A 26,980-nucleotide genomic window follows, 5' to 3' on the forward strand; every position below is an offset into this window, starting at 1 on the left:
CTCCGGGATGAATTGTGGAAAAGTAAGCCTCTCCAAAGCCATCGAAACCCGGGTCACTACGCTTCATCCCATGAAAAACGTCGCCTTTCGGGTGAAAAATCTGTTTGAGGGGGGTAAGCATGACCCCTTCTATGGTTATTTTCGGGCCCATTTCACTCCTTTCTCTATAGCTTTTTGTTGATAAGCATGGATTTGCTGCATCGTATAAGCATACATATCCGTATGTTCCTTATAAAAAGCGTAGTACCAGTTTCCCGTGAAATCGATCACGGCCGGATAGTCAAGTGTCGGCGTCCACCGAAAATAGAACAATGCTTTGTCGCAATTGAGTTTGAGCAATCCCGCCTCATGGAATTTTATGTCGCCCGTAATTTGATAAGCCTGCTGCGGGTCGGTAAAATGCCAGGTTCGGCTCAAATCTTCGAGCAGCTCCTGTACCGTATGGCTATACTCAGCCTGCGGTCCGAAATTGAAACTTTCGCCGGTCAACTCCGGTCGTTGATAGAGTTCGGCACCCAATTGCAGGTATCCGCTCAGTGGTTCCAATACATGTTGCCACGGCCGCGTCGCTTTCGGCGAACGAATCTCGACGACCCGTCCTTCGCTCCACGAGCGCATACAATCCGGTACGATTCGATCCAAAGCCCAATCGCCGCCGCCGATCACATTCCCCGCCCGAGCCGTAACCGCTTTAATCGGACACTCCGGCTTTTTGAAAAAAGAGTGGTAATAAGATTTGAAGATCAATTCCGCCGCCCCTTTGGAACCGCTGTATATATCTTTTCCCCCCACTGCATCGGTTTCTTTATACCCCCACACCCATTCGACATTGTCATAACACTTGTCGCTGGTGATAATCACCGCTGTACAAGGCTGATTATACTGCCGCAATGCTTCGAGCACGTTGGTCGTCCCCATGACGTTGGATCCGATCGTTTCGATCGGTTCGGCATACGAGAGCGACACGATAGGCTGTGCCGCCAGGTGAAACACGAACTCCGGCTTTACCGTACGAACAATCTCGCATACTTGTGCCAAATCCCGAACGTCAGCCGTATAATGCGTTATTCGCTTTTCCAGCCCCAGCTCGACGAACATCGACGGCTGAGTGGGAATATCTTTCGAAATTCCGTACACATCAGCTCCCAAATCGAGCAACCAGCTGGTGAGCCACGAGCCTTTGAAACCGGTATGGCCGGTCACCAACACCCGCTTCCCGCGGTATAGGTCTCCGAAAAATTGATTGTTTACCATCTTACCCAAGGTGCCTGATTCGTTTTGTAAAGCTCGTTGAGCAACGTGTATTCCCGCGAGGTGTCCATCGGTTGCCAGAACCCGTCGTGTTCGAACATCTTGAGTTCTCCCCTGCGTACAAGTTCTTTCATTGGCTCTTGTTCTAAGACGAGTCCTTCGTCGTCGCTCAACAGGTCAAGAAATTCGCGGTTGCAGACAAAAAAACCGCCGTTAATGCGTCCCCCGCTGGCCTGCGGTTTCTCGTTGAAGCCTAAAACGGTATTGTCGTCAGCCAAGCTGAGTTCGCCGAATCGTCCAGGAGGCCGCACGCCTGTCACAGTGACCATTTTCCCATGCGATTTGTGGTATTCCACCAGTCGATCGATGTCGATATTCCCTACCCCGTCGCCGTAAGTGAGCATAAAATACGGATCTTCGCCCACATAATGCCGAATGCGCCGTACCCGAGCGCCGGTCATTGCATTGAGTCCTGTCTCGGCCATAGTAATCCGCCAGCCGGACTCATCGTGATGTGCCGAACTCTGCCGTCGTGAATCGGGATCGCCCAGAGTCAGCGTAATATCGGAGCTGCGCAGTTCATAGTTGACGAAATAGTCTTTGATAACTTCGCTTTTATAACCCAGGCAGAGTACAAAATCCTTATAACCATAGCTGGCATAATATTTCATGATATGCCACACGATCGGTTTCCCTCCGATGGGGATCATCGGTTTGGGTATATTGTCGGAAACGTCCCGTATCCGGGTCCCATATCCGCCGCAAAGAATCACTGTTTTCATAATTTTATAAAAAAACGGTTGGGGATGTATTTATTGATTTTAATCGATTACAATTTGGTACCTGCATATGGTATTTTCATATCGGTATCTTTATTCCAATGTATGCGGCAGTATTCTTTTACTGCTTGCTCGAAAGAGGTGTAAGAGAATCTTCGTTCTACTTCCAAACGCGCTTGATTCCCCATAGCATGTATTGATTCGCTTGTTGCGGCACACAGTTCTATAAATGCTTGGGTAAGCTGGGCTTTATTGCGTGCCTGGATCAAAAGGCCTGTACGATGGGACTGAATTACTTCCGAAACTCCGCCTACGTCGGTCCCTAAGACCGGAATGCCGTGTGCCATCGCTTCAATAATGACGTACGGGAACCCTTCCCAAAATGAAGGCAATACTAAAACATCAATTTGGGGATAGACGTCTGTATCCGCGGTGTCGAAAGGCCCGTGTAACGTAATGCGGTCGGCATGCTGGGCCACAAGTTTCATAGAGCGGATACCCAGCATTTTCTTACCATAGCAGTGCAGATGGGCGGCCGAGGGGATATGGTCCAAGGCTTCCACAAAAGCCTCGATCATTAGTTCGGCCCCTTTGAGGGGCTCGACACGGCCTACGAAGCCAAACTGAAGCCCCTGTGACCCTGAGGTGCAGGAGCGGATGGTGGCGGGCAAATGGGTGCAATTGTAAATGACATCTATGCGATCGGGAGATATGTTCCGGGAAGAAGATAAGGCTTCTTTGATTCTGTTGCAATTAACAACAAAGCGATCAATTCCTGCAATCACGTGTCTATATATACGGTCAAAATGTTCGGCCGTTGCAGGCATGCTGACTACACTCATCAGTGTAGGCAATCCTCGCCGGTGGGCTGTATGCAATAGGTCGAAACACGAATAGCCGCCTGGAAAACCGCCATTGAACGCCCACACGGCATCATAGTCTCGGGTTTGTAAAAAATGTCCGAACTGCCGGCTGTTCTTTGTTCTGAGCCGGCGGGTAAGCAATCGGTTAATCAGGGGTAAACGCCGCCAAATCTTAAAAAGCAGGCCAGTTACTCCCCCGCGGTGTACCAAATCGTGGGTAGTAACTACTGGCAATTCCAAAATCGAAAGGGAACGTTGTTTGAGACGTTCCAAATCGGATTTGAATAATGCGCCACGATTAGTTATCACTTCCACGGTCCAAGAGGGAGGAAGGGCATTAACAAAATCAGTCAAGTATCGATTACCTCCCCCTGGTTCATGATTTTGTGTATACAATAATAGTTTCATTTCTATAGATTTTTTAGAAAATGAACTAATTTGCTGTTGTTACCATAAATAATGGGTAGGTCATCTGGTTTGTAGAGGGATCGATCGATCTCTATTGTAATATTTTTGCCTGACTGTGCGATTTCCTGTTCGAGCAAGGTGCGCATCTGCACCGCACTACCGCTGCACACGTTATACACTTCGCCACCCGGAGCATGCAGCAATAGTTTCCAATAAATATCTACTACATCTTTGACCTCCATATAGTCGCGGTAGGATTCCAGGTTTCCAAATCGGACCGTAGCCCTATCAGCGGCTTCGGCTATCTTTTCCCGCCACGCACCAATGGCTAGCTGGTTCGATATCCCTTGCCCGATCAGGTTGAATGTCCTGGCTATAACTACAGGAACATGGTATTTCCGCCAAAAGTAAAGTGCTTCTTCCTGCTGGATTACTTTTGACAGTCCGTAGGCGGATACTGGATTTCGGGGAAAATTTTCATCTACGGGATTCTCTGCCACAAAGCCGTATTCGGCAACCGATCCGATAAGCAAAATCTTTTTCACCGGAACATGTGCCTGCACGGCATACTGCATCAGATGTCGTGATACTTCGACATTACAGCGGTAAAGTTGGTTCAAATCGTCGCTGCGAAGTATACCCATCAAATTGACGATATACACTGGTGAAATACGATCCAGCACATCTTTAAGCATTAAATGGTCACATGCGTCAATGGTATGACTTTCATAACCGGATTCAATGGGTGTAATGTCTATCAAAATAGGCTCGTAGCGATCACCGGTATTTTGTCTTTGCAGATAGTCTATAAAATGTTTGCCGGTAAATCCTCCAGCACCAAGTATGGCTATTTTTTCCCGGTTCATATTTATTGCTTTTGGATATTTTGCAGAAAAAGATCATACAACTTTTCCTTTAATTACAAAGATACAACAACTATTCAAATCGCCACCTTTTTACGGAGTAAATCCGAGTTAAAGGCCGTGTTTTGAAGGTAAGCGCAAAAGTTGAAAAACGTATTGTCGAAGTCTGGGTACAGTCCATAAACTCACCATCAAGCCAACGAAAATACTTCCGAGTATCAATACTCCGTTGAGGGCTAGGTTTAACTTGTCTTTGCCGGTGATGTAACTGTCTCGAATCAAGAACAACACACCCAACATGACTGCCAACCCCGGCAAATAAGGCACAACCACCGTACGTAGAAACGATCGTAACGATATTCCCAAGAATTGTAACGAGAGCCATAGATATGCAATCCCGTTAAAAATAAAAGTCAAAAACTTGAAACGAGCAAATGATTCTATCCCCCAGATTCCTACGGTAGTGAAAATACCACCCCAAAATATCAGGACCATCAATGCATTTTGTAGATATAACTGCCGAATCTTTTCACAAGCCATAAGCATTATTCCTGTCGGATAGCTTACAAACCCTAGAATATTACACAGTACCAGCCAAACCACGATTTCGACAGATGCCGCATATTCCGGCCCAACCCATGAAATTACCACTCCTCGGCTCATCATGGCAACGGCGACAAAAGGAAAAACAACTAACGGGAAAGTCAGAAAGATTACGTGCAAATAAAAATGCCGAAATTCAGACCACTGCCCCAAACCTATAAAATGGTTAAAACGGGACGAAAAGGGGGAAAACAAGACTCCAACCAAAGATCGACTGAAAGACAATATGGATAAGCCGATAGCGTAAATTGCCACAGCATCGGCCCCCAGCAGTTTAGCGATTGCGATCGAGTCGAGTTCGTAATAGAGTATCCAACAAAGGGTGATAAAGAGACTGGAAAATGCAAGGGATCTGGTGTGTCGAAAAATATCGTTTGAAAAGCGGAAACGACGCACGAGTTGTCCCAGCGGATATTGGTACTTGTAGCGGGCCATCCAAATCCCGCCCACAGCGACGAAAGCCGCAATGATTTGAATAAATAGATAATAACCGACAATATTATACCGACCATTGGTAAAGAAATAGAATACCGAAAGTATTTTGAGTGCGTTCCCGGCAATGACGAGTTTCTGTATGTGGTATTCTTCGAGTCGGATGCCGAAGATCATTTGTACCAACCGCTGTATTACGACAATAGGGGTCGAGAAAGCCAAAATAAGGAGCAGTTCATGTGCTGTTTGAGTCTGCCGGCCCGGTAAAAGATTGTTGATGAGTTGGTCGGGATGAAAACTGAAATAAAGGAATACGCCACCTATTAACAAAGTTACACACAAGAATATAAAGTGTGCAAAACCTATCAACGAGACTTCTCGTTCTCGGTCTCCTTGCGAATAGCTCTCGGCGGCATATTTTTGGGCTGCGCTCAGAAAACCGAGGTCTGCATAAGATAGAAAAATAGTGATCGAAATACACACAGTATATATCCCGTACGTGGTTTGGTCGGAACTCAGGTAAGGGACTACGATAAACATCGACGCAAATCCTAATACCATGGAGAGGATCTGCATCGAGTAAATTTTCAGGTAGTTTTTTGTAAAGGATGTTTGCAAGGCAATGTGTTACAGACTGAAATTTTTAAATGCGTCGATAATAATATCCACATTGTTTTTGTGTTCGCTGTCCGGTGAAGTCAAGTAATTGTACTTGTACTGCTGATAAGCCTCGGTATCAATGGTTAATTGGATGTTATCCGGCAATATTTGGTCATAAAAAAGGAACTGTGCTTTAACGGTTTGTCCTTTGATGCGGAAATCATCTCGATAATAAGGCATAACTCGATCGATTGCCTCTGAAAGCAGAATGGCTACCGGTTTGTTGAATATTACGGCAAAACCGATCGATGTGCTGCCATGAGCCAAAACAAAGTTACAATCTCGAACTAAAGCAGCCGTTTGACCAAATAGTACGGTCCGCCCGTCGAAAAAATCGCGTTTTTTGTATTCTATAGCTTTTGGATGGGCTGCGATTACAACTGGCATACCGTAACGCGCCTCGATTTGTCTGAAAAACGAGTTGATGGTTCGGTAATATTCTTCTGCATCGATAACCGGTTGTCCTATTATTGCAAAATCCGGATGGAGCGGTAGGTATTCATCCAAAAAGAGAATATACTCATTGGCAAGTACTCGGTCATTTTGCTGTTCTATCCGTTGACAAATCGTATAGTCTGTTGAATTGATATTCACTATCTTGTGAGCATAAGCCAAATCGATTGGAGCTCCCAATCCAATGGCGCGAAATCCTTGACGACTGCTGCACAATAATAGATCGAAAGGCCGGATTATACCCCATTTTTTATAATAGACTGAAAGCTTGTTGCGCAAATAATGCGGAAGTTTCTTGGGGGTAATTCGCAACAATTTCTGAAAAAACGATTGTCGGCCCCCATTACTTACGGGAACCGGGATCATATTAATGCCATAGCGACCAGTAATACAACCTGCACGGGTCAGTGTCCGATGTAAGCGAATTACTCGCCCTTCATAAGTCATTAATGACAAGAAAAGTGTAGTTTGACGGCTTTCCGCCCATACCATTTCTCGGAATTGTTTGTAGTTCGAGACTTGGCGTACTAATGGATCATTCCGGTTTTCTATGCTTATTTGATCGAACCCGAATATGTGAGCCAGATCCCAATATTCGACTACAAACCCTCCTGTGACTAAACGATCTAATAGAAAATCTTCTTTGATTTTCAGTGAGAGGGGCAAGTAATTCAAGAATATGACTTTGCGAATCAAATTGCTGTCCATCCGCCGTCGATCATTAAATTGTGGCCTGTGATAAAACTCGATTCGTCGGAAAGCAGAAAAGCGACTCCTGGAGCCATCTCTTCCGGTCGGGCCATCCGCTTGAGCGGGGATTTATGGCTATAAGCCTTGACAAATTCAGGTCGCTGATTGTCGAATACGCCGCCCGGGGAGACACAATTCACCCGAACGCCATATGGCCCGAAGTACGATGCCAGGTACCGGGAGAAATTAATAATCCCTCCTTTGATTGCCGCATATCCGGCTGGAGAAGTGCCTCCGTAGGCTTCGTAGATCGTAAAGTCGTTGCCCACCACCCCGTATATGGAGCCGAAGTTCACCACCGAGCCCGAACCTTGTTTTTTCATGACAGCCAGTACTTTCTGGCAAATGAGAAATACGGCATTGAGCTGCATATCTACATTCTTCTGCCAGCTTTCATAAGGGATGTCTTCAAACCTGGCGCTCCAGTCCGAAGTCCTGGGATAAGCAGCATTCACCAGTCCGTCGATCCGTCCGTACTTTTGTATCACGTAGTTTACCAGTGCGTCGATCTGGGCCGGATCGGTCACATCATAAGCCACGTCCGGAAGCTCTCCCCACCGGTTCGGCCGGTCGATATCCACCCCAACTACCGCTTCGGCTCCGCTTTCGCGGCAGTATCGCACCACTTCGCGTCCGATCAATCCTCCGCTGCCGGTGACGATGATTATTTTTCCTTCGAGTTTCATGCGGTTAGTTGAATTTACGGAATACAGGTTTGATAGCCGGCCCGACGAGATAGTTGTCGACGCCTTCGTCAAGTGCTTTTTTATAAATAGTCAGTGCTTTGCGTGTAGCTTCAAGTGTGATTTTCAACTCTTTCGCGCCATGAGCATAAGAGATGGCGATCCACGGCATCAAGATGCCCTGTTTAATCATCTCCTGTGAGAAGAGCGTACGCAGCGGCATCGAAACATTACCCGCCCGATCGCGCGTGGCATATCCCGGGGAACACGGTACTCCGCAAGCTTCAAATTCTTTTTCAATTCCCAATTCTTTGGCAATGGCATTCATCCCATCGATCAATTGCTGACCATAGCTCCACAGGTGTTCGACTACATTATGTTCTTTATAAAATTTGACTGTTTCCACGAAAGCGCCCAAACCGCACATTTCGGCGCCGTGTGTGGTAGAAATCAGGAATAACCGTTCTTTTCCTTCTTCCAAAATGCCGCCGACGTTCATGATTTCGCGCTTCCCGCCTAAAGCAGCTACGGAGAAGCCGTTGGCCATCCCTTTCCCGAAAGTACACAGGTCGGGTACGATATCATAATATTTCTGAGCTCCCTGCAAGTTCCATCGGAAACCGGTAATCATTTCATCCAGAATGAATACCGTCCCATTTTCTTTGCACAAGGCTTGCACTTTATGTAAAAAATCGTCCTGCGGATGTCCGCCCGTAGCCGGTTCCATAATTAGGCCGGCAATCTCTCCCGGATATTGTTTGAAAAGTGTTTCGACTGACGCGATGTCATTGTAACGAAAATTCAAGGTCAGTGCATGGTGTTCCTCCGGAATCCCCAGCGTTAGCGGGGTGTCGCCGATAAACCAATCGTCATAAGAAAAGAACGGATGATCCGCACACCGTGCGATATACTTTCGGCCGGTATATCCTCTGGCCAGTTTTAACGCAGCAGTGGTTACAACCGAACCGTTTTTGGCGAATTTAACCATTTCTACGCTCGGAATTAGCTCGCACATGAGTTCCGCGGCCTGAAGTTCGATCAGCGACGGCCGGGTGAGATTATTTCCGAAATGGATCTGTTTAATGGCCGCCGCAGCCACTGTAGGTTCAGCATAACCCAAAGTAACAGCGCGAAGCGCCATCCCGTAATCCAAAAATTTCTCCCCTTCCGGCGTATAGACATAAGCTCCCTCGCCGCGTTCGAGAATCTGGGGCGCATTAGCGGGATATTGGTCGTCGCCTCGCGAATAGGTGTGAGCTCCGCCGGGAATCGCCGCGTGGAGTCGCTGGCTGTAGTTTTTCATAGCTTGTTATCTTAGTTTGTTTTTTAAGATTGACTCGATAATAAACCAGTCTTCAAGATCATCGACCTCAAATGCTCTACTTTTAGGAACGATGTAAGGCAGCGTCTTGTCATGGTAAAAGGTTTGTTTTTGTAAGTATGCTTCAGGACGTGTAACGTAAACTGTTCCCTCGAAATAGTATGCCTCGCCTATATCTTGACGACGAATAGTTTGCATATCCCCCTGATAAGGAATTAATAGTCCTTTTTCGCTGCAACGGACCATAAATGCAGGGTGTGTACATTCGGCCCGGCAGACGCCTACAATACTATCAGCTTCTGGGTGGGCCGACAATATTTCAACGGATCGATCTATGTCTTCCACTTCCCGTAACGGCGAGGTGGGTTCCAGCAAAACTACATAATCGTACTCTTTCCCCTCCTTTCGAAGCTTCTCGATGGTATAAACTACAAATCCGGAAGAAGGAGCTGTATCGCTGGCTAATTCTCCCGGACGCAATTCCGGCACGTTGATGCCGAATTGTTCGGCCACAGCAGCAATTTCAGGCGAATCAGTCGACACAAATATATCCGTAATATACCGGCTGGCTTTGGCCTGTTCGATTGTCCAACCGATGAGCGGCTTACCACACAAAGGTCGGATATTTTTTCCAGGCAATCCTTTGCTGCCGCCCCGGGCGGGAATAATCGCCAATATTTTCATAATCCGGTTTTTTTGTTGTTCATATGCTGTGCCAGTTCCTGCACTTTGTGGAAGTCGTCGGGTTTGCCGATGTCGATCCAGTAGCCGGACAGCGGATAGCGAATGACTCGTTTGTGTTGTGTAATAAGTGCTTCCATTAAGTCTGTGGCGTGGAAGCAGGTGTCGTCGGGTATCCGATCCAGCACTTCGCGACGAATGAGATAGATGCCGGCGTTGGCATAATAGTGGAAGTTGGGTTTTTCCTTGATGCCTTTGATCTCTCGCGTGTTTTCGATTTCGAATATCCCGTAGGGCACAGTGACATTGTACGGAACCGCCGCCACGCTCATGTCCGCCTCGTGCTTCTTGAAGTGGAGGTAAAAATCCTCCAGATCGATGTTGGTGAAGAGGTCGGAGTTCATCACCAGAATGGTGTCGTTGTGCCAGTCGGGGATGAATTTGATGGAGCCCATCGTGCCGAGGAATTTCGGTTCGCGCACGCATCTTACCAGTACCTGATCGGTGCCTATCGGTTGGGCGAAGTGGGCTTCGATCTGTTCGGCGAGGTAGTTGGTCGTGACGTTGATGTGTTCGACTCCGTGTCGCAAGAGGTTGTCGATGTTGTAGTCGATGATGGGTTTTCCGTCTACCGGCAGGAGCGGTTTCGGGGTTTCGAGTGTCAAGGGGCGTAGCCGCTCGCCGCGCCCGCCCGCCATCAATACGGCGTCGAGCGGCAGGAACGAGCCTCCGTTGGCGAAATTGAGTATGCGAACGATCTGTCCGGCTTCATTCAGTATGGGTACCAATTTCAATCCCCGTCGCCGAATCAGTCGCAGGATATCGGTATCGGATGCTCCGGCTCGAATGAAGGTGAAGTCCCGGTGCATGATTTCCGAAATAGGGATATCTATACCTTGTCCGCCAATCAAGGCACGCCGGATGTCACCGTCTGTCACGGTACCGACGACGCGTTGGGTATCGTTGTCGATGGCGAACAGGGTCAGTGACAGATCTGCCGAGATGTCGTTGAGTTTCCGTACGGCATCCAGGATCGTGTCGGTCTGAGAAATAATATGTCGTGTATGGTCTCTCATTCCTGGGAAGAGGGCAAGTCGTGAAAGTGTTTCTGCGGGTCGATGGAGCCGACGGCGTGTTTAATCGTTTCGTATATCCGACGGGCCGTGTCCGGCCGGTCGTACGGGTTCGGGCCGGATGCGTCGATTTGTCCGGATAAAAGTAGCGATAATTTTTCAATAATCTCCTCTTGGGTCGTTCCGCAATGCACGACGCTTGCTGCGGCGATCCGTCCCCGCTGCCGGTCGCCGATATTGATCGTCGGAATATGGAAGCTCGGCACTTCGAGAATCCCGCTGCTCGAATTGCCTACCACGCCGCCGATGTATTGTAAGACAGACAGATAGCGTTTTAACCCCAAGGAGGTGAACCACACGCACCGACTTTTCCGGTCGGGTGCGGCGCACCATTGTTCGATCCGGTCGGCAATGATTCGGGAGCCTGTGTCGGAGTTGGGCATCGTGAAGAGAATCCGTACCCGGGTGTCGAGGTGCATGGCCTGATCCAGGGCGGATAGCAGGGCTTCGATTTGTGCTTCGGGCGATTCCGAGTCCAGGGTGACCGGATGGTAGGTCACGAGCAGGGTCTGCCGGTCGAGCCGGAATCCCCCGAGACTCTCTTCTGTCTGTGCCTGAGACCACAAAGGTATCCGCCGTACATTGTCCACCCCGATCGCTCCCACATGGAATACCCTGTCCGGGCTTTCGCCCAATTGGATGACGCGCTGGCGATAAGCCTCCGTCGAGGTGAAATGCAGGTGCGACATCTTCGTAATCGCGTGCCGTATCGCATCGTCATAAGCTCCCTCTGTAATTTCGCCGCCGTGCAGGTGCGCCACAGGGATCCGGAAGATCAACGCGGCCTCCACTGCACACAGAATCTCGTATCGATCTCCCAGTACGACAATCAGGTCGGGCTTTAGCGCATCGTATGCCCGTGCAAATCCCTCCAACCCCTGGCTCATCTCCCGCACAGTGGTACCGGCGTCCGTGGCGGGGTGGAGGTCGTCGATCATCGGTACCCGGTAATCGATCGTGAATCCGTCGGCCTCGATCTCCTTATAGGTCTCTCCGTACTTCGGCGAGAGGTGCATGTTGGTCGCCACGATCTGCAGCTGCAACTCCGGATCGGCTGCAATAAAGCTGGCTAAACGGGTCAGCAATCCCCATTCGGCCCGGGTGCCGGTAACGATGCAGATTTTTCTCATAGCTCGATCGGTTGATCCGGTTCAAAGTCGTGCGGAGCAGTCCGCCCCACAATCGATTCCCAAAGCATCGGTGATAAACCCGTTCCCGGTCGCTTGGCCGTAAGATTTTCCTCGGTAAACAGCTCCCCCCGCTGAATAGCAGTTGCCGCTACAATCGATTTCCGTGCAATAGGAATATTCGGCTGCTCAGCCGGTGCCGGTTCTTTGGTGCCGTTGCCTAAGGCCGATTCCACGGCCCGGATTTGCCGCACCATGGCTGTGAGTTCGTCCGGTTCGAGCGAGGCTTTGTGATCCGGCCCCGGCAGGTTCCGGTCCAGCGTAAAGTGCTTTTCGATCACGGTCGCTCCCATCGCCACCGCTGCCACGGGTATCTCGATCCCTTCGGTGTGGTCGGAGTAGCCGACGGGCAGGCCGAACCGTTCGTGCATGGTCTGCATCGCACGCAGATTGACCTGGTCTTTTGGCGCGGGATATTCGGTGGTGCAATGCAGTAAGGTAATCCCGTTCCGCGGTGTCCCGAAGCGGGTCAGCACACCGACGGCCGCTTCGATTTCGTCGAGCGTGGCCATCCCGGTGGACAATATGACCGGTTTACCTGTCAAGCCGATAGCGCGCAGATAAGGGAAGTTCGTAATCTCTCCGCTGGGTACTTTCCACAGGGGCAGTCCTAGCGAGTCGAGGAAAGCAATGCTTTCCAAGTCGAATGCGGTGGAGAGGAATTCAACGCCTTTGGCGTTGCAATGATCGATGAGGGTGCGATGGTCGTCCGGCGAGAGCTCGAGCCGCTTGAGCATGGTGTACTGCGACTCTTCGCCGTGACCGAGATTGCGGCTTTGATAGGCGGCCTGCCGGGCGGTTCGGGTCACCAGTTTGTCGGCCCGAAAGGTCTGGAACTTGACATAGTCCACCCCAGCCGCCGCAGCAGCGTCGACGAGCTGCCGCGCGAGCTCCGGGGAGCCGTTGTGATTGACGCCGGCTTCGGCGATGATCAGTGTCCTCATAGTCGTTTCATGAGTATGGCCGGATTGCCGGCATAAATGCCCGGTTCTTTCAAGGTCTTGCGCACGAAAGAGCCGGCGGCGATGATACTGTCCGGTGCGCTGATCGAGATGCCGTTGAGCAGCACGGACTGAGACCCCAGAAAAACTCCCGGCGCGATCCGGCAGTCGCCGTTGACCATGGCTCCGGTGGAGATGTGGCAGTAATCGCCGACCGTAGCGTCGTGTTCGATGTTGGCCAGCGTATTGATGATGCATCCTTCGCCGATCGTCGCGCCGGCATTGACCATGGCGCCGTGTAGCACCACGGTTCCCGCACCCAAAAGGGCGTGTCGCGAAACGTGGGCGGTCGAGGCGACGATGGTGGCGAATTCACCATTTGCGTCCATGACACGGGCTGCGATCCGTCGCCGTATCTCTGCGGTTTTGATATGTCCGACGGTGATAATAAACCGGGTGTCGGGTTGTGCGGCCGCTAATGCCGGGATGTCGTTGTCGGTGCCGATCACGGGATAGCCCAGAACGGTTGTCCCCACTTTATCCGCGGTGTCGAGTATGCCTGCGATTTTCCATTGGCCGGAAGACTCTGCGGCTTCGATCACCGATTTGCAGTGTCCGCCGCCACCGATCAGAATTAAAGGCTGTAGGGTCGAATCAACCTTGTGCATACCAATCATTTGTTTGGGCATCTCTGCTTTTCGGAATATCGTTTGTGTCGAGGCGCGGTAACGTAAACAGTGAATCCTCGGAAAGATCGGCCACTTTTACTGTGGTGGTAAACCCAGCCGCACAACCGTATTTCCGGAGCAAATCCAGTGTATCTTCGTTATATCCTCCATACGGATAACAAATGGTCCAGTCCCCTGTATAACGTGATCCGTAAATGTCCTTGATAAACCGAATCGAAAGGTCGATCTCTCGTTCCTGTTGTTCTTTCGGCAGGGAGTTAAACCAAAAATGGTCGTACCCATGTGAACCGATGTGCATGCCGGCGTCAACCATACACTGCATCTGTTCCCGGGTCATATATAGCTCACGGGAAAAAGTTTCCGGATTGATCCCGACTATTCGGGTAAAAAGTGAGTCAGTCATTTGGGTCCTGACTTCTAATGGCAGCTCAACTTGGAGTAATCGTTTGATGAAGAGTACTTCCGGAGTGTCGAAACGATCGAATCCTGCCAGTCTCTGGTAGTAACTTTCGAGCGTGTCCAACTCGTATCCCTCTCTGCCATACTGTTCTAACAGGATACGGATATGGTTAATAATCTCCTTCGGGGTACTTCCTGAAGCTAATATAAAGTGTATCTTATTGACATCCAGTACTGTATTCTCTGTCAGTGCTTTGATCGGAGCAAAAAAGGAACCTTGTATGTTACGGTTTTTCAAAATTGGGAATACCGTAGTAAAATGATCGGTATAACCGTCATCGAAAGTGAGCAACACGGCTTTTGGCGGCAGTGGCTCACCACCGGGGCGGCCTGCGGCGATAACCTGTTCCATCGTTACCGGCACATAGTGTTTCCGCAGGTATTCTACCTGTTCGATAAAGAGTGTCCGGTCCAGCCCGTGTATAGCCGGGTATCGCGAGTGTTTCAAGTCTCGGACGTAGTGGTACATGACCACCGTCACTTTTTGGTTCCCTATCATATCCTGGCAGGTAATACGTTCGGTCGGTCTTGATCGCCGTCGCCTTTAAAAATCACGAACTGGTGGTCTGTCGGCGTATGTGCACATTCCAATCGTACATTTTTCTGTACGAAGGATTCGAAATAATTTGGAATGATAAGCTGAGAGTTATCGGGGTCAAGTTCCTCAAAGCCAATCCTATGGAAATGAATCGGATCAATTCCATAGTTCAAACAGTCTATGTATTCCGCATTTTCATCTTGCAATAATTGCTGGATGGCATCGTCTATTCGCGGAAGTTTTTCCACAGCACCGTATATATCGACGATTCGGATGCATCTTGCTTCTTGTGCCTCCACCGTGCGAGTGATTAGGATTGTTTGTAGCTCTTCGTTCACAAAAATCCCTTTGAAATCGTACTGATAGACTGGATGGCCAGAGTATCGAGTCTGTAAATAACCGATATTCTTGACTGGATGGTACGGATACCGAATCGTTTCCGCCGCACGATGATCTACTGTGGCGATACGTACTGTGCGGTTTTTATCTCTTGTTGCAGCTTTTTTTCTGACATTAGCGGGTATTTGTGCAATTCGATAATCGTTTATCGTGTCGTTCAGTATATAATATTGATGTAAATAACCCAAAGTCAGCTTAGCAGCCTGGTAAAATTGTTTGGCAATGGAACTGATTCCACTGACAGCATATGTTTTGAAGTTGGGCAGTTTGGTAATACGTTTCCAAAGAAAAACGCCGAGTAATTTGATTTCGTCATTTGTAATGTCATCCCGTACTTTCCAGAGTGCTCCATAATAAGTGCCGGGATCCGATGCCAACGGAATATATCCAAAGACACCGTCGATCTCTCCGGATACCGTGTTGCGGGCCACCAGAAAATGATATGACCCGTCCTCTGCGCGATGCTGAAAATCAAGTAACGTATCCGATACAGCCAATGCGTGCCCTTTTTTCCAATGACAATCGATAAAGTGTTTCAACTTTCCCTTTTCAGCAGCCGTACAGGGATGTATTTCGTATATCATGACCGTTTCTTTAAGAGAATCGCTTCGATTTGGTCGAGAGACTTCATGGCGGCAATCTCTTCCGGTTCGAACTCTACGCCCATTTCCATTTCCAATTCAATGGTTAGGTTCAGGTGGCGGAGTGAGTCCCAACGGTCGCAGGTGGCTGTAGATATTCCGTCTTCGATCTCGGGCAGTCCGAAAACACGGGCCATGATAGCTTTAATCTGCTCTTTCATTTATTGTTCAATTATGGTGTAATTGTCATTTTGACAGGCGATAAGATCTTCGGGCTTTAGCAGATACTCACCGTCGTCTGTTCCTTTGAATCCAAGTTTCGGATAAAAATCGGCAACTTGTGTATTTTTAGCCGTCGGCCGATAGTTGGCCCGGATTGAGGTCACGCGTCCGGAAAAAAGACCTTGCAGTACATGGTTAGCAAAGGCGTATTCTATCCCTTTTCCCAGTATCCGGCAACTCATTAAGAAAGTGTCGATCACGGCAGTCTGCGAATCCTCAAAAGTAAGAATCATCAGCCCGGTTATCCCGTTGTCGCCGAATTTATCCGCTACGCTTAATGTGATTACCTGTGCTCCTGTACGTATGAGTTCTTGTATGTCTGCGTCGGTATAACGTTGTGTCGTCAGGTTGAACTGATTGGTTTTTTGGGTCATTTGGGCAACTCGTTCGATGGTCAGAGGAGTTGCCTCTGCGATGGTCAACCGAATTTCCAGGCTGCGGACATAGTCGTTGAAGTCGGTAAACAAGGCCTGCTGGTTGTCTCGCAGCGCTTTGATCTTATACTGTTCGGTTTTGCCTTTGTCTTCATCCGTGAGAGCGTAAACCGTGAAATACCTTTCGGTAAGGTGCCCGGCGAATGCGGGCAGTTGATAGGGGTGGTCTGGAAAGTCCGGTACAATGACTTCCGGAAGGAGCCCACGAACTAATTCACGCTCTGTAGGATTGTCGTCGATAAAAACGATACTGTCTAACCCTATATTCAATTCCTGAGCGATTTCACGGATGTTGGAGGCTTTGTCTTGCCAATTGATGCGTATGGCGGCAAAATGTTCCTCGCGCAGCAGATTGACCGGATGTTCGCGCCACAGTTCTCGGACGTCCGCTTCGTTGTTCTTGCTGCACAGGGCCAGTATGACTCCGCTTCTGGAGAGTTCCAGAATGTATTGTTGGAAGGCCAGATAAGCATTGCCGGGATAATCGCCGCCGATTTTGACTCCGGGCACACCGTCTTCGCCTAATATACCTCCCCACAAGGTATTGTCTAAATCGAGCACCAGGCATTTTTCCCGTTTTAGTTCGATGACCTGTGTCTGGCGTTCGAACCATTGGCCGAAAGCAGGTGCCAATCGCGGGTTGACCGGCATTTGCGAGAGGAAATAGTATTTCCAATCGATCCATTCTTCACGAGGATAATCTGTTATAAAACTTGCAAAATCAATGATTTTCAGATTGGGATACTTATCCGCAAGCGCATAAAGCGTATCGTTGTATTCTCGCGTCGCAAGTGCCGCCTTATCGCGAGCAGTCACCCGGAAAGGAAACAAATTGCGCATAGTCAGTGCGATCATCATCTTACCTGCCTCGATCTGCCCCAGAGTCAGTTGTAGCCGGTTGGCATAAGTTGCGATCTCTGCTGCGGCGACTTCAGGATCGGCTTTATATGGAGCCAGGTAGCACCATATGTACCGATCTGTTTCGTGCGGTATAACAGAAATGTCTTCATAACCGGAAAAAGTTGCTTCTACTCCTTGAAACAACCTCTCTACCGTCATATTCCTGAATACGAAATATCTCATCGCTTGATTTCAATTATCCATAGATTTATAAGCGGTAACGAAATGTCCGTCAAATGCCTTGAATAAGTATGGATTTAAGCAGGAGATAGCATTTGGCTTAATTACTATCTCTATGGAATATCAAGTTGTAAATTGAATCGGATTATAGTCGTACCGAGCTGGGGAGGTTGACGACGCGGTCGGCGAACCATTCGGCCGTGGAAAGATCGCCGCATTCCGCTCCGGCGAACATCGGAAGTCGGTTCATCAGCTCCCAAATCGGACGGGTCATCACCCCGTTGTCATTGGTCTGGGTCAGGAACTCGATCTGTGCCTCGTGATCCGGCAGAATCACGGCGTTGAGCCAATAGTTGCTCCGGGTATCGGCCGGTTCGCCGAAAAATTCGATGCCGGCCGGCCGGTTTCCGAAGTAATCGGCATATTCGGCCGCCACCGCCCGCTTCGAGTCGATATAGGCCGGCAGACATTCCAATTGTGCGCAGCCCAAGGCGGCATTGATGTTCGGCATCCGATAGTTGTACCCCACCGCGTCGTGTACGAATTCCCATCGGTGCGGCACTTTGGCTTGCGTGGTCAGGTGTTTGGCCCGCTCGGCCAGCTCGATGTTTTCTTCGTTGAAGAGGAGCATCCCGCCGCCGCCCGTGGTGATGGTCTTGTTGCCGTTGAAGCTCAGCACGCCGACACGGCCGAAAAGGCCCGTGTGTCGTCCTTTGTAGAGCGATCCGATACTCTCTGCCGCATCTTCCACCAGCTCGATGTGCCACTCCCGACACAAAGCGACCAGCTCGTCCAGGTGTACCGGATGGCCGAAGGTGTGCATCGGCAAACAAGCTTTGATCCTCCGTCCCGTACGTCGGTTATAGCACTGTCCGTCGCGTATCGCGGCGTGTCCGGCCAGCCATTCGGCCGTTTTCTTCGGCGAGAGGCCCATGGTGTCGCGGTCCACGTCCACGAACACCGGATGCGCCCCGCAGTACGAGATCGCGTTGGCTGTGGCGATAAAGGTCAGCGGCTGGGTGATCACCTCGTCTCCGCGCTCCACGCCGGCCAGCATCAGGGCCACGTGCAGGGCATTCGTGCCGCTGACGCATACCACGGCCCGGGCTGCTCCCGTATAGGCCGCGATATCCCGCTCGAACCGGTTGACGAACTCGCCTACGCTGGAGACGAAGGTGGTGTCGATACATTCGTTCAGGTATTTCTTCTCGTTCCCGGAGAAGGTCGCGGCATGCAGCGGCACGAACCCCTGTGCGGCGTAAGCGGGATACATCCCTTTGATTTGCTCGATGATCTGTCGGTAATCCACGGAATTTCGGTTTATCTTACAAAGATAGGCCTTTCTGCGATATCCTGAACGGATTTCTCAGTTGATTTTCCGTAGTGTGTCCGCACGCTATTTCCGCAGCACATCCACCGGGTTGGCCCGTGCCGTTCTCCACGACTGCCACAGGACCGAACCTCCGGCAATCAACAGCGCCGCCGCTCCTGCCAGCACGAAGATCGTCCACGACAGCGGTATCCGATAGGCATATCCCGCCAGCCACCCCCTCATCAGATACCCGATCACCGGCACCGCCACGACGAAAGCCACCCCGACTAATTTCAGAAACGCCGCCATCACTCGCGTCAGCGCCTGTCGGGAAGTCGAGCCGAACACCTTCCGCACCGCCACCTCTCGTTCCCGCTGGCGCATGAAGTAGGTCGCCATAGCCAGCATCCCGAGGGCCGAAATCACGATCGCCAGCAGCGCAAATACCCCCACCATCTCACCCATCCGCTGTTGGGTGAGATACTGGTTGTCGATGTCCTGTTGCAGGAAACGGCCATTGAAATAGTTCCCTCCCGCATGTCGGTTGTAGACCTCCGCGATTCGGTCCATCGCCGCGAAGTTCAGCCCTCCGGTTACCCGAATCAGGATTTTCCGCCCCACATAACCCGGTTTGAGAGAGACCAGCACCGGAGCGATCTGTTGGCTGAAGTCGTCGATATGGAAATCCCGCAGCCGCCCCGTGATGACAAAGCGGTGCCGTTCGTTTTCGGCCCGCGTATATTCTATGGCATCGTCCGCCAGCTCCAGATCGCGCCAGGCGGCGTCGGTCAACCACACCTGCCTTCCGTTCGGTCCGCGCCGTCCGGTCTCCTGAGTTGGGCGAATGCCCAGCACTGTCAGAAAAGCCGTATCCCCGTCGAATCCCCGCAAATCGTGCAATTTGCCTTCGGTGTCGAAATGGCCGTAATATCCGTTGTGGGCCCCCACTCCCGGCGCGGCGAAGGCAAACGAGACCGCCATGACTCCCGGAATTGACATCAACTCGCCTCGTACAGCGTCCCGTTGCGAGGCCGTAAAACGGTTTTTACAGAAAAGCCCGCGAACAGACTGCCTCGCGATCCTCCCAGGAGCCTCCGCATGGCGACCTCTTGAGCCCGAAAGCCGCTCTGGGCCACCGACAGGTTGATGTAATTGATGACGGCGAAGAGGAGGATCAGCGCAGCCGTCGTGCCGAGAATCAGCAGGTAGGTGCGGGTGTTGGAACGGGTGCCTCGGCCGGGAATCGGACTGAGGTAGACCTCTTTCAACGGGCAGAGCCGCGGATGATTCAGGTGCTTCGACTGGAAAAGATCCAATTGAAGATCTTCCTGCACCAGGCGGTTCAGCTCTGCGGTGTCGAGCCGGGCCGCGAGGTCGCTGTTGGATCGGCCCAACAGATAAAGTCCGAAGTCATAGTTTCCGTTGATGACAGCCATTTGGGACGGGTCGTCTATCCCATACGCTATCGCGTACGCTTTTTCGGCCGGCAGCAGGATGTCGGAGCTCTGGAAAGCGGTCTGTTCGAAGTCGTCCACCACGCCGCTTACGGTGAGGTCGTTGTTGCCGATGTGCAGCGTCTGTCCCATCGCCGGCTCGTTTCCGAAGAGCCGCCGGGCGAACCGGCGGGTCAGAACGACGTCGCGCGGGGTCTGCATGGCGGTAGCGGGCGACCCCTCGACGAAGGGATAGGAGAAGATGGAGAAAAAGGAGGAGTCGACGAAGAGTCCGTCGGCGGTGTTCTCCTCGGTGGTGAATCCGCTGACGGGCGCGACGGTGAGATCGCAGGCGTGGATGCGGGTAAAGGCTTCGATTTCCGGATACCGTGTCGCTATCGCGGCCCCCAAGGCGGGCGGCAGGTTCGATCCTTCGGCGTATTCGACCCGGAAGATCCGATCTTTGTTGGCCTGAAAATCGTCGACCGACAACTCGTCCTGCACGTAGAGTCCGATGAGCATGACGAACATCAGCGAGACGGCGAATCCGAAGATGTTGATAGCGGTAAAGAGCTTGTTCCGCTGCAGGAAGTTCCGGAAAGACTTCAGTTGGAGAAAATTGCTCATGGGTAAAGGGTTTTGTTCTGCGATTTTCGTGCCAAAATCGTGCCGTTCGACGCAACTTTCTCGTTGTGAATATCTTATCGATGCGTTTCTGATCCCGCTGTGTCTAATTTTTTGACACCGACTGTCTAATTTTTGGACAATTCCGCCCGGGCAGGCTGCTGTTTACAGCTCTGCGACGAAGCGTTCGACCAGGGCGCACATCCGCGGCGTCGCCTCCCGACCCGCTGCGATCACCTCGTCGTGCGTTAGCTTCACCCCCGTTCCCGTCAGCACGTTCGTGATCAGCGAGAGGCCGAATACCCGTACTCTGCGATGCCGTGCGGCGATCACCTCCGGCGTGGTGGACATCCCGACGGCATCGCCGCCGATCTGGCGGAAATAACGCACTTCGGCCGGGGTCTCGTAGCTCGGCCCGGTCGTCCCCACATAAACTCCCTGATGCAAGACCGCGCCCTGCGCTTCGGCCACCCGGCGGGCCTGGGCGATCAGCTGCCGGTCGTACGGTTCGCTCATGTCCGGAAACCGGACGCCCGCCTCGGGGTCGTTCGGCCCGATCAACGGGTTCGGTATCAGGTTGATGTGGTCTTCGATGGCCATCATGTCGCCCGCCGCGAAACCGGGGTTGAGGCCTCCCGCTGCGTTCGAGACGATCAGGGTGCCGATCCCCAGGTCGCACATCGCCTGCACGGGCAAGACCACCTCCCGGATCGGGTATCCCTCGTAGTAGTGCACCCGGCCCTCCATGGCGATCACCCGCCGACCTCCCAGCATCCCGTAGATGAAGCGCCCTTTGTGTCCCTCGACGGTGGAGCGCGGGAAATCGGGTATCTCGCTGTAACTCAAGGCCGCTATGGTGTCGATGCGCTCGGTCAGCGCACCTAAGCCCGAGCCCAGCACGATGCCGGCTTCGGGTGAGGCGGAGGCGTTGATTCCCAGTCTATTCCGGATGAAGGACGTTGTATTTCTGATTCTCTCTGACATATTGTTCCAGTTGTCGGCGGAAGTCGGACTCCCGGTTTTCCAAAAATTCCACGCGGATGGAGACGTAGTAGAGTCTCCGCTTGAAGTCGTCGCTGATTTTGCGGCTGTTCATGAGCCGGACGGCGTCTTTCTCGGTCACCACCACGACGGTCTCGGGCGGACAGCCGGCCAGAGCCTCTTCCGCGGCGTGTATGTCCTTCATCTTGAAGGTGTAGTGGTCGCGGAAGACGAAGGTCTGCCGCAGGTCGTAGCGGGCTTCGAGCCCGGCCAGAAAACGGGTCGGGTTGGCGATCCCGACCATGGCGATCACGGGCGTCCGCTCCGGGAGGGTAGCCGGCTGGTTGTAAGAGGGATAGAGCGGTTTAGGAGGCTCCGAGACCATCCGGGTGAAGTAGAGGCTCTGGTAGGGATAGAGGTCGAGGTTCTTGCTGACGATCCGGTAGTCGAGGGGTTTCATCTCCTCGGGACACTTGGTGACGATCACTATCTGAGCCCGAGAGAGTTGCGCCGGACGGTCGCGCAGCCGTCCGAGGGGCAGCATGCGGTCTTCGTAGACGGGGTTGTGGTAGTCCATCAGGACGATGTTGACCCAGGGCTCGACGTAGCGGTGCTGGAAGGCGTCGTCCAATATAATCAGGTTCACCTCCGGATGGGCTTCGCGCAGCCGCTCGATCCCTTCGACGCGTCGTTCGCAGACGGCGACGGGGATGTGGGGGTACTTGAGTTTGATCTGTTTGGGTTCGTCGCCGACTTTCTTGAAGGAGCTGGTCACTGTGGCGAGCAGGAAACCTTTGGTCTTCCGTTTGTAGCCGCGCGAGAGGACGGCGACGTGGAATTCGCTGTCGAGCAGCTCGATGAGGCGTTCGGTGTGGGGGGTCTTGCCGGTGCCGCCGACGGTGAGGTTCCCCACGCAGATGATGGGGATGTCGAATTCGCGGCTCTTCAGCACGCCCCAGTCGAACAGCCGGTGGCGGATGTCGATCACGCCGCCGTAGAGCCAGGCCAACGGGGCGGAGAGTATGGTTCCGAGCAGTTTCAAGGTGTTATCGTGTTGGTTCGGTTTCGGGTCGGGGGTGTCAGATGCGGTTATAGTTTAAACAATGTTGCAAGATTTATACGGAATGATGTAATATTTAAATAAAATGATGCAATGTTTAAACGAGATGTTGCAATCGGATTGTAACATGCGGGGCTGGGCGGGTGTGGGGGATATGGGATGGGGTGTGGCATGGGGTGGTTCAGTATTGCCATTCGAGGGTGAAGGGCATGTCGGCCCGGATGCCGCTCTCGGGCAGCAGGGGCCGGAGGTGTTCCAGTTCGCGGTCGAGCTGTCGGGAGCCGGCGGCGGGGGTGCCGCTGCGGAGGCCGAGGCGGGTGACGATGCTGCCGCTCAGCGACCCCAGAAGGGTGACGAAGGTGGGTTCTTCGGGTTCGGGGTATTGCCGGAGGGTGTAGTCGCTTTCGGAGAGGCCGGCTTGCTGGACGGCGAGCCGGATGGCGTCGCGCAGGCTGCCGGTGGCGTCGGCCAGGTGGTTCTCGGTGGCCTGGAGGCCGGTCCAGACGCGGCCGCCGGCGAGGGTGTCGACGGTGTCGATGCCGAGCCGGCGCCCTTGGGCGACGATGTCGATGAAGCGGGTGTAGACGCTGTCGACGCCGTTCTGGATATAAAGCCGTTCGGCGGGGCTCAGGGGACGGAAGGGGTTGCCCATGTCGGCGCCGGGGGCGGTGCGGACGCCGTCGGAGGTGATGCCGAGGTGGCGGGAGGCGCCTTCCTGGAGGTTCACGACCAGACCGAAGACGCCGATGGAGCCGGTCAGGGTGGTGGGGGCGGTGAGGATGTAGTCGGCGCCGCAGCTCAGGTAGTAGCCGCCGGAGGCGGCGTAGTCGCCCATGGAGACGATGACGGGTTTGTCGGATTCGTGCAGCAGGCGGACTTCGCGCCAGATGATTTCGGAGGCGAGGGCGCTCCCGCCGGGGCTGTTGACGCGCAGGACGACGGCGTGGATGTCGGGGTCGCGGCGAATCTCGCCGAGGGTCTCGGCGAGGGTGTTGCCGACGATCTGTTCGTCCCGGTCGCCGGCGTCGACGATGTCGCCGGAGGCGTAGACGAGGGCGATTTCGTGGTCGGAGTTCGGGTCGCCGAGGAGGTCTGCGGAGAGGGTGCGCCGGCGGACGGCTTCACTGCCGCGGTAGTCGGCGAGGGGGATGAGGTGCGGGTCGGTCTCGTCGTCGGTGTTGTGGCTCAGGAGGTTGAGCCGGTCGCGAAGCTGGTCGCGGTAGAGGAGGCTGTCGACGAAGCCGAGCCGGAGGGCGTCCAGGGGGGTGGCGACGGCGAGCCGGTCGGCATAGGCTTGCAGGCTGTCGGGGCTCAGCTCCCGGGCGCGGGCGATCTCTTGGCACAGGTAGTCCCAGGTGGAGTGGGTGATGGAGGTGAGTTGCTGGCGGTTTTCGTCGCTCAGGCGGTCGAGGATGAGGGGCTCGCCGGCGCCTTTGAAGCGGCCGTGGCGGATCAGGTCGACGCGGATGCCGAGTTTGTCGAGGAGGCCTTTGTAAAACAGAACGTTGGCGGAGAGCCCTTCCCAGCTCAGCCCGCCCTGGGGGTGGAGGTAGATTTGGTCGCTGACGGTGGCGAGGTAGTAGCTGCCTTGGGAGTAGACGTCGGCGTAGGAGATGATGAATTTGCCGCTCTCGCGGAAGTCGGACAGGGCCTGACGCAGTTCGTACAGGGTCGAAAGGGTGGTGGGAAGGGCCAGGGGCATCTCCAGGTAGATGCCGTCGATGCCGGGGTCGGCGGCGGCGAGCTCGATCCGGCTCACGGCGTCGAGCAGGGTGGTCTGGTTCCGGAAGCTGAGGGCGCTGTAGTCGAACAGGGCGAGGGCGTTCTCGACGGGTTTGTCGGTGATGGGCTGGGCGAGGTCGATGTGCAGGATGCTGTGGGGCTGCAGATTGCCGCTCCCGCGCTGGCTGTGCGACCCGGAGGAGCTGAGCACGCTGAGGAGCCCGGCGAACACGAAAAGGCTGAAGATGAAAAAGAGGATCCCGCTCACGAAGATGGCGAGCAGGCTGGCGAAAAAGGTCTTGAAGAAGGTGTTCATCGGTATGTCTCTGACTTATTGCTGTATATCGTGTGTGTACGGGTGGGCCGAGCGGTTTTTTATGAACTGCAAGAGTGGGGGTTGGTCTGTCGGTTTCGGCCTGTCGCCCATCCTCCCGAAGCCGCTACGCGGCTTGGGCGACGAGGCCGGCGGTTCTATGGGCCGCAACAGTTTGGCAAGCCGTCTGTCGTGTTCGGGCGGCGCGCTCCGGGGGTGGGCCGAAGGCCCAGCGCGCAAACCTGGCGATTCCGCAGGAATCGCGCTACTCATTCTCAAAGTACATTTCGTAACGCCCGTAGCAGTCCGGCGCCAGCGGAGGGGGTAACGAGCTCCGTCGAGTTGCAGCCCTCCGCCTGCCGGGGCGTCGGACTGCGCGACCCTGGCGGGGCGCAGGGTTGCGAACTTGGTTTTATCCGCGCGCCTGGGCGATTCATTCTGTTTCGGCTCATCGCCGAAACAGTTGAATCGCCTTTCAAGGCGTGGCGCGCGGTTCGAGCTTTGCCCCGTTCTTCGTTCGCGCGCCTTACGCGATTCCGTCTATTTTGACTCACCGTCAAAATAGAAAATCGCTTCTTTAGGCGGCGGCGCGCGTCGAGCTTTGTCCCGCCTCGAACCGTACCTTTCTTGAAAGAAAGGTACCCAAAGAACTTTTAGTTAGCTACGCTACTCCTTAGGCTCCGCAGTCCTTAATTTTTCGCGTATCTTCGCTCTGTAGGTCTCGGTCTTGCTCCCGTTGTGCGAACGCCGAAAACACGAAAAAGGTCAATTTCGGCTAAGATACGCTTTTTTCCAAAGAAACGGATGCGAGGTCGCCGGAAATTCGTTATCTTGGGAGCGCACAGAAAAATATCGAGACAGAAAAATAACTCAATACGGAGTATCTATGATCAATAAAGTCATCCTGATCGGACATGTGGGCGCTGAACCGGAGGTCAGGGCGCTCGAAACGGGAAACAAAATGGCAAAGGTGAGGCTCGCTACGACGGAGCGGATCTATAATGCGGCGACGGGTGAAAAACGGGAACACACGGAGTGGCATACGGTGGTTTTGTGGCGCGGGCAGGCGGATTTTGCGGAAAAATATATCCGGAAGGGGTGTCAGATCTATGTGGAGGGTAAAATCCGGTCGAGGGAGTGGACGGAGGAGGCGACGGGAAATAAACGGTATGCGGTGGAGATTCTGGCGGAGGAGGTGCGGTTGTTGGGCGGGGGACGGAGGAACGAGGGGGCGGCTGGAGGCGACAGGCGGCAGGGGGAACGGCCGGGCGGGGTGGAACAAGGCGGCGAGGGGGTGCCGGGGCTGTCGAAGGATGCGAGCGATTTGCCTTTTTGAGGATGCCCGGAGCCTAAAGCGCGCGGACGAAGAACGAGGGTATAGGTTGCCAGCGTTCGAGTGCCGAAGGCACCGGCGGAGCGACAGCGGAGCCGCAGTGAGGCGGACACGGGGCCGAGAATTTGGTCGAGCTCTTGCGACCCGTAGGGTCGCGCAGTCCGACGCCCCGGCAGGCGGAGGACTGCTACGGGCGTTACGAAATGTATTTTGAAAATGAGTAGCGCGATTCCTGCGGAATCGCCGGGCCTGCGCGCTGGGCCTTTGGCCCACCCGGGGAGCGCGCCGCCCGAACACGACAGACGGCTTGCCAAACTGTTGCGGTTCGGAGAACCGCCGGCCTCGTCGCCCAAGCCGCGTAGCGGCTTCGGGGGAATGGGCGACAGGCCGAATGGGGCGGAGGATTTGGCTGTGTAAGTTGTGGGTAGGGCGATGCTCTTGCGACTCGAAGAGTCGCGCGGGCCGGACGCCTCCCCCCGGGAGGCCCGCAACACGCCGCTCCCGCGTCGAGCATTGCGGTCACTCCCGGGCGTCCGACCGCATAAAGAAAGTCAGGTTCTAAGGTAGCGACTACTAGTAAAAGACGCAGTGCCTTCCTCCTGCCGGGGTGGCTTTCGGCCCGCGCGACCCTGCGGGTCGCAGGGCTTCGGCCGATATTTAGGGCAGTGCTTACCCTCCGCGCGCCTTGGGAAATCCAGTCAAAACGTGCCAGCACATTTTGACGATTTCCCT

At 53.3% G+C, this 26,980-nt stretch carries 24 protein-coding genes; 1 reads left to right on the forward strand and 23 read right to left on the reverse strand.

The window, feature by feature from the left end:
- Positions 1–135: 135 nt before the first annotated feature.
- From rfbG to sppA, 23 genes are all read right to left on the reverse strand, one after another.
- Positions 136–1,254, reverse strand: coding sequence for a CDP-glucose 4,6-dehydratase (rfbG, locus tag QZ292_RS02225; RefSeq protein WP_294597243.1), 1,119 nt, complete (start codon positions 1,252–1,254; stop codon positions 136–138).
- Complete coding sequence (gene rfbF / locus QZ292_RS02230) at positions 1,248–2,033, reverse strand: glucose-1-phosphate cytidylyltransferase (protein ID WP_294597246.1); 786 nt, start codon at positions 2,031–2,033, stop codon at positions 1,248–1,250. Before rfbF ends, rfbG begins: the two co-directional genes overlap by 7 nt.
- 47 nt (positions 2,034–2,080) lie before the next feature.
- A complete protein-coding gene (locus QZ292_RS02235; protein ID WP_294597249.1) occupies positions 2,081–3,301 on the reverse strand; it encodes a glycosyltransferase family 4 protein in 1,221 nt (406 codons plus the stop codon).
- Between the two features lie 2 nt (positions 3,302–3,303).
- Positions 3,304–4,167, reverse strand: coding sequence for an NAD-dependent epimerase/dehydratase family protein (locus QZ292_RS02240; RefSeq protein ID WP_294597252.1), 864 nt, complete (start codon positions 4,165–4,167; stop codon positions 3,304–3,306).
- A gap of 108 nt (positions 4,168–4,275) precedes the next feature.
- Entirely contained in the window at positions 4,276–5,775 is a 1,500-nt protein-coding gene (locus tag QZ292_RS02245) for a hypothetical protein (protein WP_294597255.1), read from the reverse strand.
- Between the two features lie 51 nt (positions 5,776–5,826).
- Positions 5,827–7,020 (reverse strand): hypothetical protein, encoded by a 1,194-nt coding sequence (locus tag QZ292_RS02250; protein ID WP_294597258.1) that lies wholly within the window; start codon positions 7,018–7,020, stop codon positions 5,827–5,829.
- Positions 7,005–7,748, reverse strand: coding sequence for an SDR family oxidoreductase (locus QZ292_RS02255; protein ID WP_294597262.1), 744 nt, complete (start codon positions 7,746–7,748; stop codon positions 7,005–7,007). The genes QZ292_RS02250 and QZ292_RS02255 overlap by 16 nt, the downstream gene beginning before the upstream one ends.
- A gap of 4 nt (positions 7,749–7,752) precedes the next feature.
- Positions 7,753–9,048, reverse strand: coding sequence for a glutamate-1-semialdehyde 2,1-aminomutase (locus QZ292_RS02260; protein WP_294597264.1), 1,296 nt, complete (start codon positions 9,046–9,048; stop codon positions 7,753–7,755).
- A 6-nt stretch (positions 9,049–9,054) separates the two neighbouring features.
- Positions 9,055–9,750: an acylneuraminate cytidylyltransferase family protein gene (locus QZ292_RS02265; protein WP_294597267.1), complete on the reverse strand. Its 696-nt coding sequence runs from the start codon at positions 9,748–9,750 to the stop codon at positions 9,055–9,057.
- Positions 9,747–10,823 (reverse strand): nucleotidyltransferase family protein, encoded by a 1,077-nt coding sequence (locus QZ292_RS02270; RefSeq protein WP_294597269.1) that lies wholly within the window; start codon positions 10,821–10,823, stop codon positions 9,747–9,749. The genes QZ292_RS02265 and QZ292_RS02270 overlap by 4 nt, the downstream gene beginning before the upstream one ends.
- Positions 10,820–12,010, reverse strand: a complete 1,191-nt coding sequence (neuC, locus tag QZ292_RS02275; protein ID WP_294597271.1) for a UDP-N-acetylglucosamine 2-epimerase — start codon at positions 12,008–12,010, stop codon at positions 10,820–10,822. Before neuC ends, QZ292_RS02270 begins: the two co-directional genes overlap by 4 nt.
- A complete protein-coding gene (gene neuB, locus QZ292_RS02280; RefSeq protein ID WP_294597274.1) occupies positions 12,007–13,011 on the reverse strand; it encodes an N-acetylneuraminate synthase in 1,005 nt (334 codons plus the stop codon). The genes neuC and neuB overlap by 4 nt, the downstream gene beginning before the upstream one ends.
- Positions 13,008–13,676 carry an acetyltransferase gene (locus tag QZ292_RS02285; protein WP_294597278.1) on the reverse strand — a complete coding sequence of 223 codons (669 nt, stop codon included), beginning with the start codon at positions 13,674–13,676 and terminating at the stop codon, positions 13,008–13,010. The genes neuB and QZ292_RS02285 overlap by 4 nt, the downstream gene beginning before the upstream one ends.
- On the reverse strand, positions 13,663–14,508 hold the full coding sequence (locus QZ292_RS02290; protein WP_294597282.1) for a polysaccharide deacetylase family protein: 846 nt from the start codon (positions 14,506–14,508) through the stop codon (positions 13,663–13,665). Before QZ292_RS02290 ends, QZ292_RS02285 begins: the two co-directional genes overlap by 14 nt.
- Before the next feature lie 143 nt (positions 14,509–14,651).
- Positions 14,652–15,677: a hypothetical protein gene (locus tag QZ292_RS02295; protein ID WP_294597287.1), complete on the reverse strand. Its 1,026-nt coding sequence runs from the start codon at positions 15,675–15,677 to the stop codon at positions 14,652–14,654.
- Complete coding sequence (locus QZ292_RS02300; RefSeq protein ID WP_294597291.1) at positions 15,674–15,895, reverse strand: acyl carrier protein; 222 nt, start codon at positions 15,893–15,895, stop codon at positions 15,674–15,676. Before QZ292_RS02300 ends, QZ292_RS02295 begins: the two co-directional genes overlap by 4 nt.
- Positions 15,896–17,473 carry an HAD-IIIC family phosphatase gene (locus QZ292_RS02305; protein ID WP_294597295.1) on the reverse strand — a complete coding sequence of 526 codons (1,578 nt, stop codon included), beginning with the start codon at positions 17,471–17,473 and terminating at the stop codon, positions 15,896–15,898.
- Positions 17,474–17,615: 142 nt separating this feature from the next.
- The gene (locus tag QZ292_RS02310) at positions 17,616–18,743 is read right to left on the reverse strand and encodes a LegC family aminotransferase (protein WP_294597321.1); all 1,128 of its coding nucleotides are present in this window, start codon (positions 18,741–18,743) and stop codon (positions 17,616–17,618) included.
- Between the two features lie 123 nt (positions 18,744–18,866).
- Positions 18,867–19,781 carry an FtsX-like permease family protein gene (locus QZ292_RS02315; protein ID WP_294597299.1) on the reverse strand — a complete coding sequence of 305 codons (915 nt, stop codon included), beginning with the start codon at positions 19,779–19,781 and terminating at the stop codon, positions 18,867–18,869.
- Positions 19,781–20,842, reverse strand: coding sequence for an ABC transporter permease (locus QZ292_RS02320; RefSeq protein ID WP_294597303.1), 1,062 nt, complete (start codon positions 20,840–20,842; stop codon positions 19,781–19,783). Before QZ292_RS02320 ends, QZ292_RS02315 begins: the two co-directional genes overlap by 1 nt.
- A 162-nt stretch (positions 20,843–21,004) precedes the next feature.
- Positions 21,005–21,823, reverse strand: coding sequence for a purine-nucleoside phosphorylase (locus QZ292_RS02325; protein WP_294597306.1), 819 nt, complete (start codon positions 21,821–21,823; stop codon positions 21,005–21,007).
- Entirely contained in the window at positions 21,780–22,862 is a 1,083-nt protein-coding gene (gene lpxK, locus QZ292_RS02330) for a tetraacyldisaccharide 4'-kinase (protein ID WP_294597310.1), read from the reverse strand. The genes QZ292_RS02325 and lpxK overlap by 44 nt, the downstream gene beginning before the upstream one ends.
- 199 nt (positions 22,863–23,061) lie before the next feature.
- A complete protein-coding gene (sppA, locus tag QZ292_RS02335) occupies positions 23,062–24,918 on the reverse strand; it encodes a signal peptide peptidase SppA (RefSeq protein ID WP_294597313.1) in 1,857 nt (618 codons plus the stop codon).
- An 883-nt stretch (positions 24,919–25,801) separates the two neighbouring features.
- On the opposite strand from sppA, the gene ssb reads away from it, so the two are divergent.
- Positions 25,802–26,251 carry a single-stranded DNA-binding protein gene (gene ssb, locus QZ292_RS02340; protein ID WP_294597317.1) on the forward strand — a complete coding sequence of 150 codons (450 nt, stop codon included), beginning with the start codon at positions 25,802–25,804 and terminating at the stop codon, positions 26,249–26,251.
- Positions 26,252–26,980: the final 729 nt, after the last annotated feature.

The sequence above is a fragment of the uncultured Rikenella sp. genome (assembly GCF_910577125.1).
Classification (GTDB): Bacteria; Bacteroidota; Bacteroidia; order Bacteroidales; family Rikenellaceae; genus Rikenella.

Coding starts and splice junctions, on each gene's coding strand:
- rfbG (WP_294597243.1), bottom strand. CDS start 1,254: ATGGTAAACAATCAATTTTTCGGAGACCTATACCGCGGGAAGCGGGTG.
- rfbF (WP_294597246.1), bottom strand. CDS start 2,033: ATGAAAACAGTGATTCTTTGCGGCGGATATGGGACCCGGATACGGGAC.
- QZ292_RS02235 (WP_294597249.1), bottom strand. CDS start 3,301: ATGAAACTATTATTGTATACACAAAATCATGAACCAGGGGGAGGTAAT.
- QZ292_RS02240 (WP_294597252.1), bottom strand. CDS start 4,167: ATGAACCGGGAAAAAATAGCCATACTTGGTGCTGGAGGATTTACCGGC.
- QZ292_RS02245 (WP_294597255.1), bottom strand. CDS start 5,775: ATGCAGATCCTCTCCATGGTATTAGGATTTGCGTCGATGTTTATCGTA.
- QZ292_RS02250 (WP_294597258.1), bottom strand. CDS start 7,020: ATGGACAGCAATTTGATTCGCAAAGTCATATTCTTGAATTACTTGCCC.
- QZ292_RS02255 (WP_294597262.1), bottom strand. CDS start 7,748: ATGAAACTCGAAGGAAAAATAATCATCGTCACCGGCAGCGGAGGATTG.
- QZ292_RS02260 (WP_294597264.1), bottom strand. CDS start 9,048: ATGAAAAACTACAGCCAGCGACTCCACGCGGCGATTCCCGGCGGAGCT.
- QZ292_RS02265 (WP_294597267.1), bottom strand. CDS start 9,750: ATGAAAATATTGGCGATTATTCCCGCCCGGGGCGGCAGCAAAGGATTG.
- QZ292_RS02270 (WP_294597269.1), bottom strand. CDS start 10,823: ATGAGAGACCATACACGACATATTATTTCTCAGACCGACACGATCCTG.
- neuC (WP_294597271.1), bottom strand. CDS start 12,010: ATGAGAAAAATCTGCATCGTTACCGGCACCCGGGCCGAATGGGGATTG.
- neuB (WP_294597274.1), bottom strand. CDS start 13,011: ATGAGGACACTGATCATCGCCGAAGCCGGCGTCAATCACAACGGCTCC.
- QZ292_RS02285 (WP_294597278.1), bottom strand. CDS start 13,676: ATGCACAAGGTTGATTCGACCCTACAGCCTTTAATTCTGATCGGTGGC.
- QZ292_RS02290 (WP_294597282.1), bottom strand. CDS start 14,508: ATGGAACAGGTTATCGCCGCAGGCCGCCCCGGTGGTGAGCCACTGCCG.
- QZ292_RS02295 (WP_294597287.1), bottom strand. CDS start 15,677: ATGATATACGAAATACATCCCTGTACGGCTGCTGAAAAGGGAAAGTTG.
- QZ292_RS02300 (WP_294597291.1), bottom strand. CDS start 15,895: ATGAAAGAGCAGATTAAAGCTATCATGGCCCGTGTTTTCGGACTGCCC.
- QZ292_RS02305 (WP_294597295.1), bottom strand. CDS start 17,473: ATGAGATATTTCGTATTCAGGAATATGACGGTAGAGAGGTTGTTTCAA.
- QZ292_RS02310 (WP_294597321.1), bottom strand. CDS start 18,743: ATGTATCCCGCTTACGCCGCACAGGGGTTCGTGCCGCTGCATGCCGCG.
- QZ292_RS02315 (WP_294597299.1), bottom strand. CDS start 19,781: ATGTCAATTCCGGGAGTCATGGCGGTCTCGTTTGCCTTCGCCGCGCCG.
- QZ292_RS02320 (WP_294597303.1), bottom strand. CDS start 20,842: ATGAGCAATTTTCTCCAACTGAAGTCTTTCCGGAACTTCCTGCAGCGG.
- QZ292_RS02325 (WP_294597306.1), bottom strand. CDS start 21,823: ATGTCAGAGAGAATCAGAAATACAACGTCCTTCATCCGGAATAGACTG.
- sppA (WP_294597313.1), bottom strand. CDS start 24,918: ATGAACACCTTCTTCAAGACCTTTTTCGCCAGCCTGCTCGCCATCTTC.
- ssb (WP_294597317.1), top strand. CDS start 25,802: ATGATCAATAAAGTCATCCTGATCGGACATGTGGGCGCTGAACCGGAG.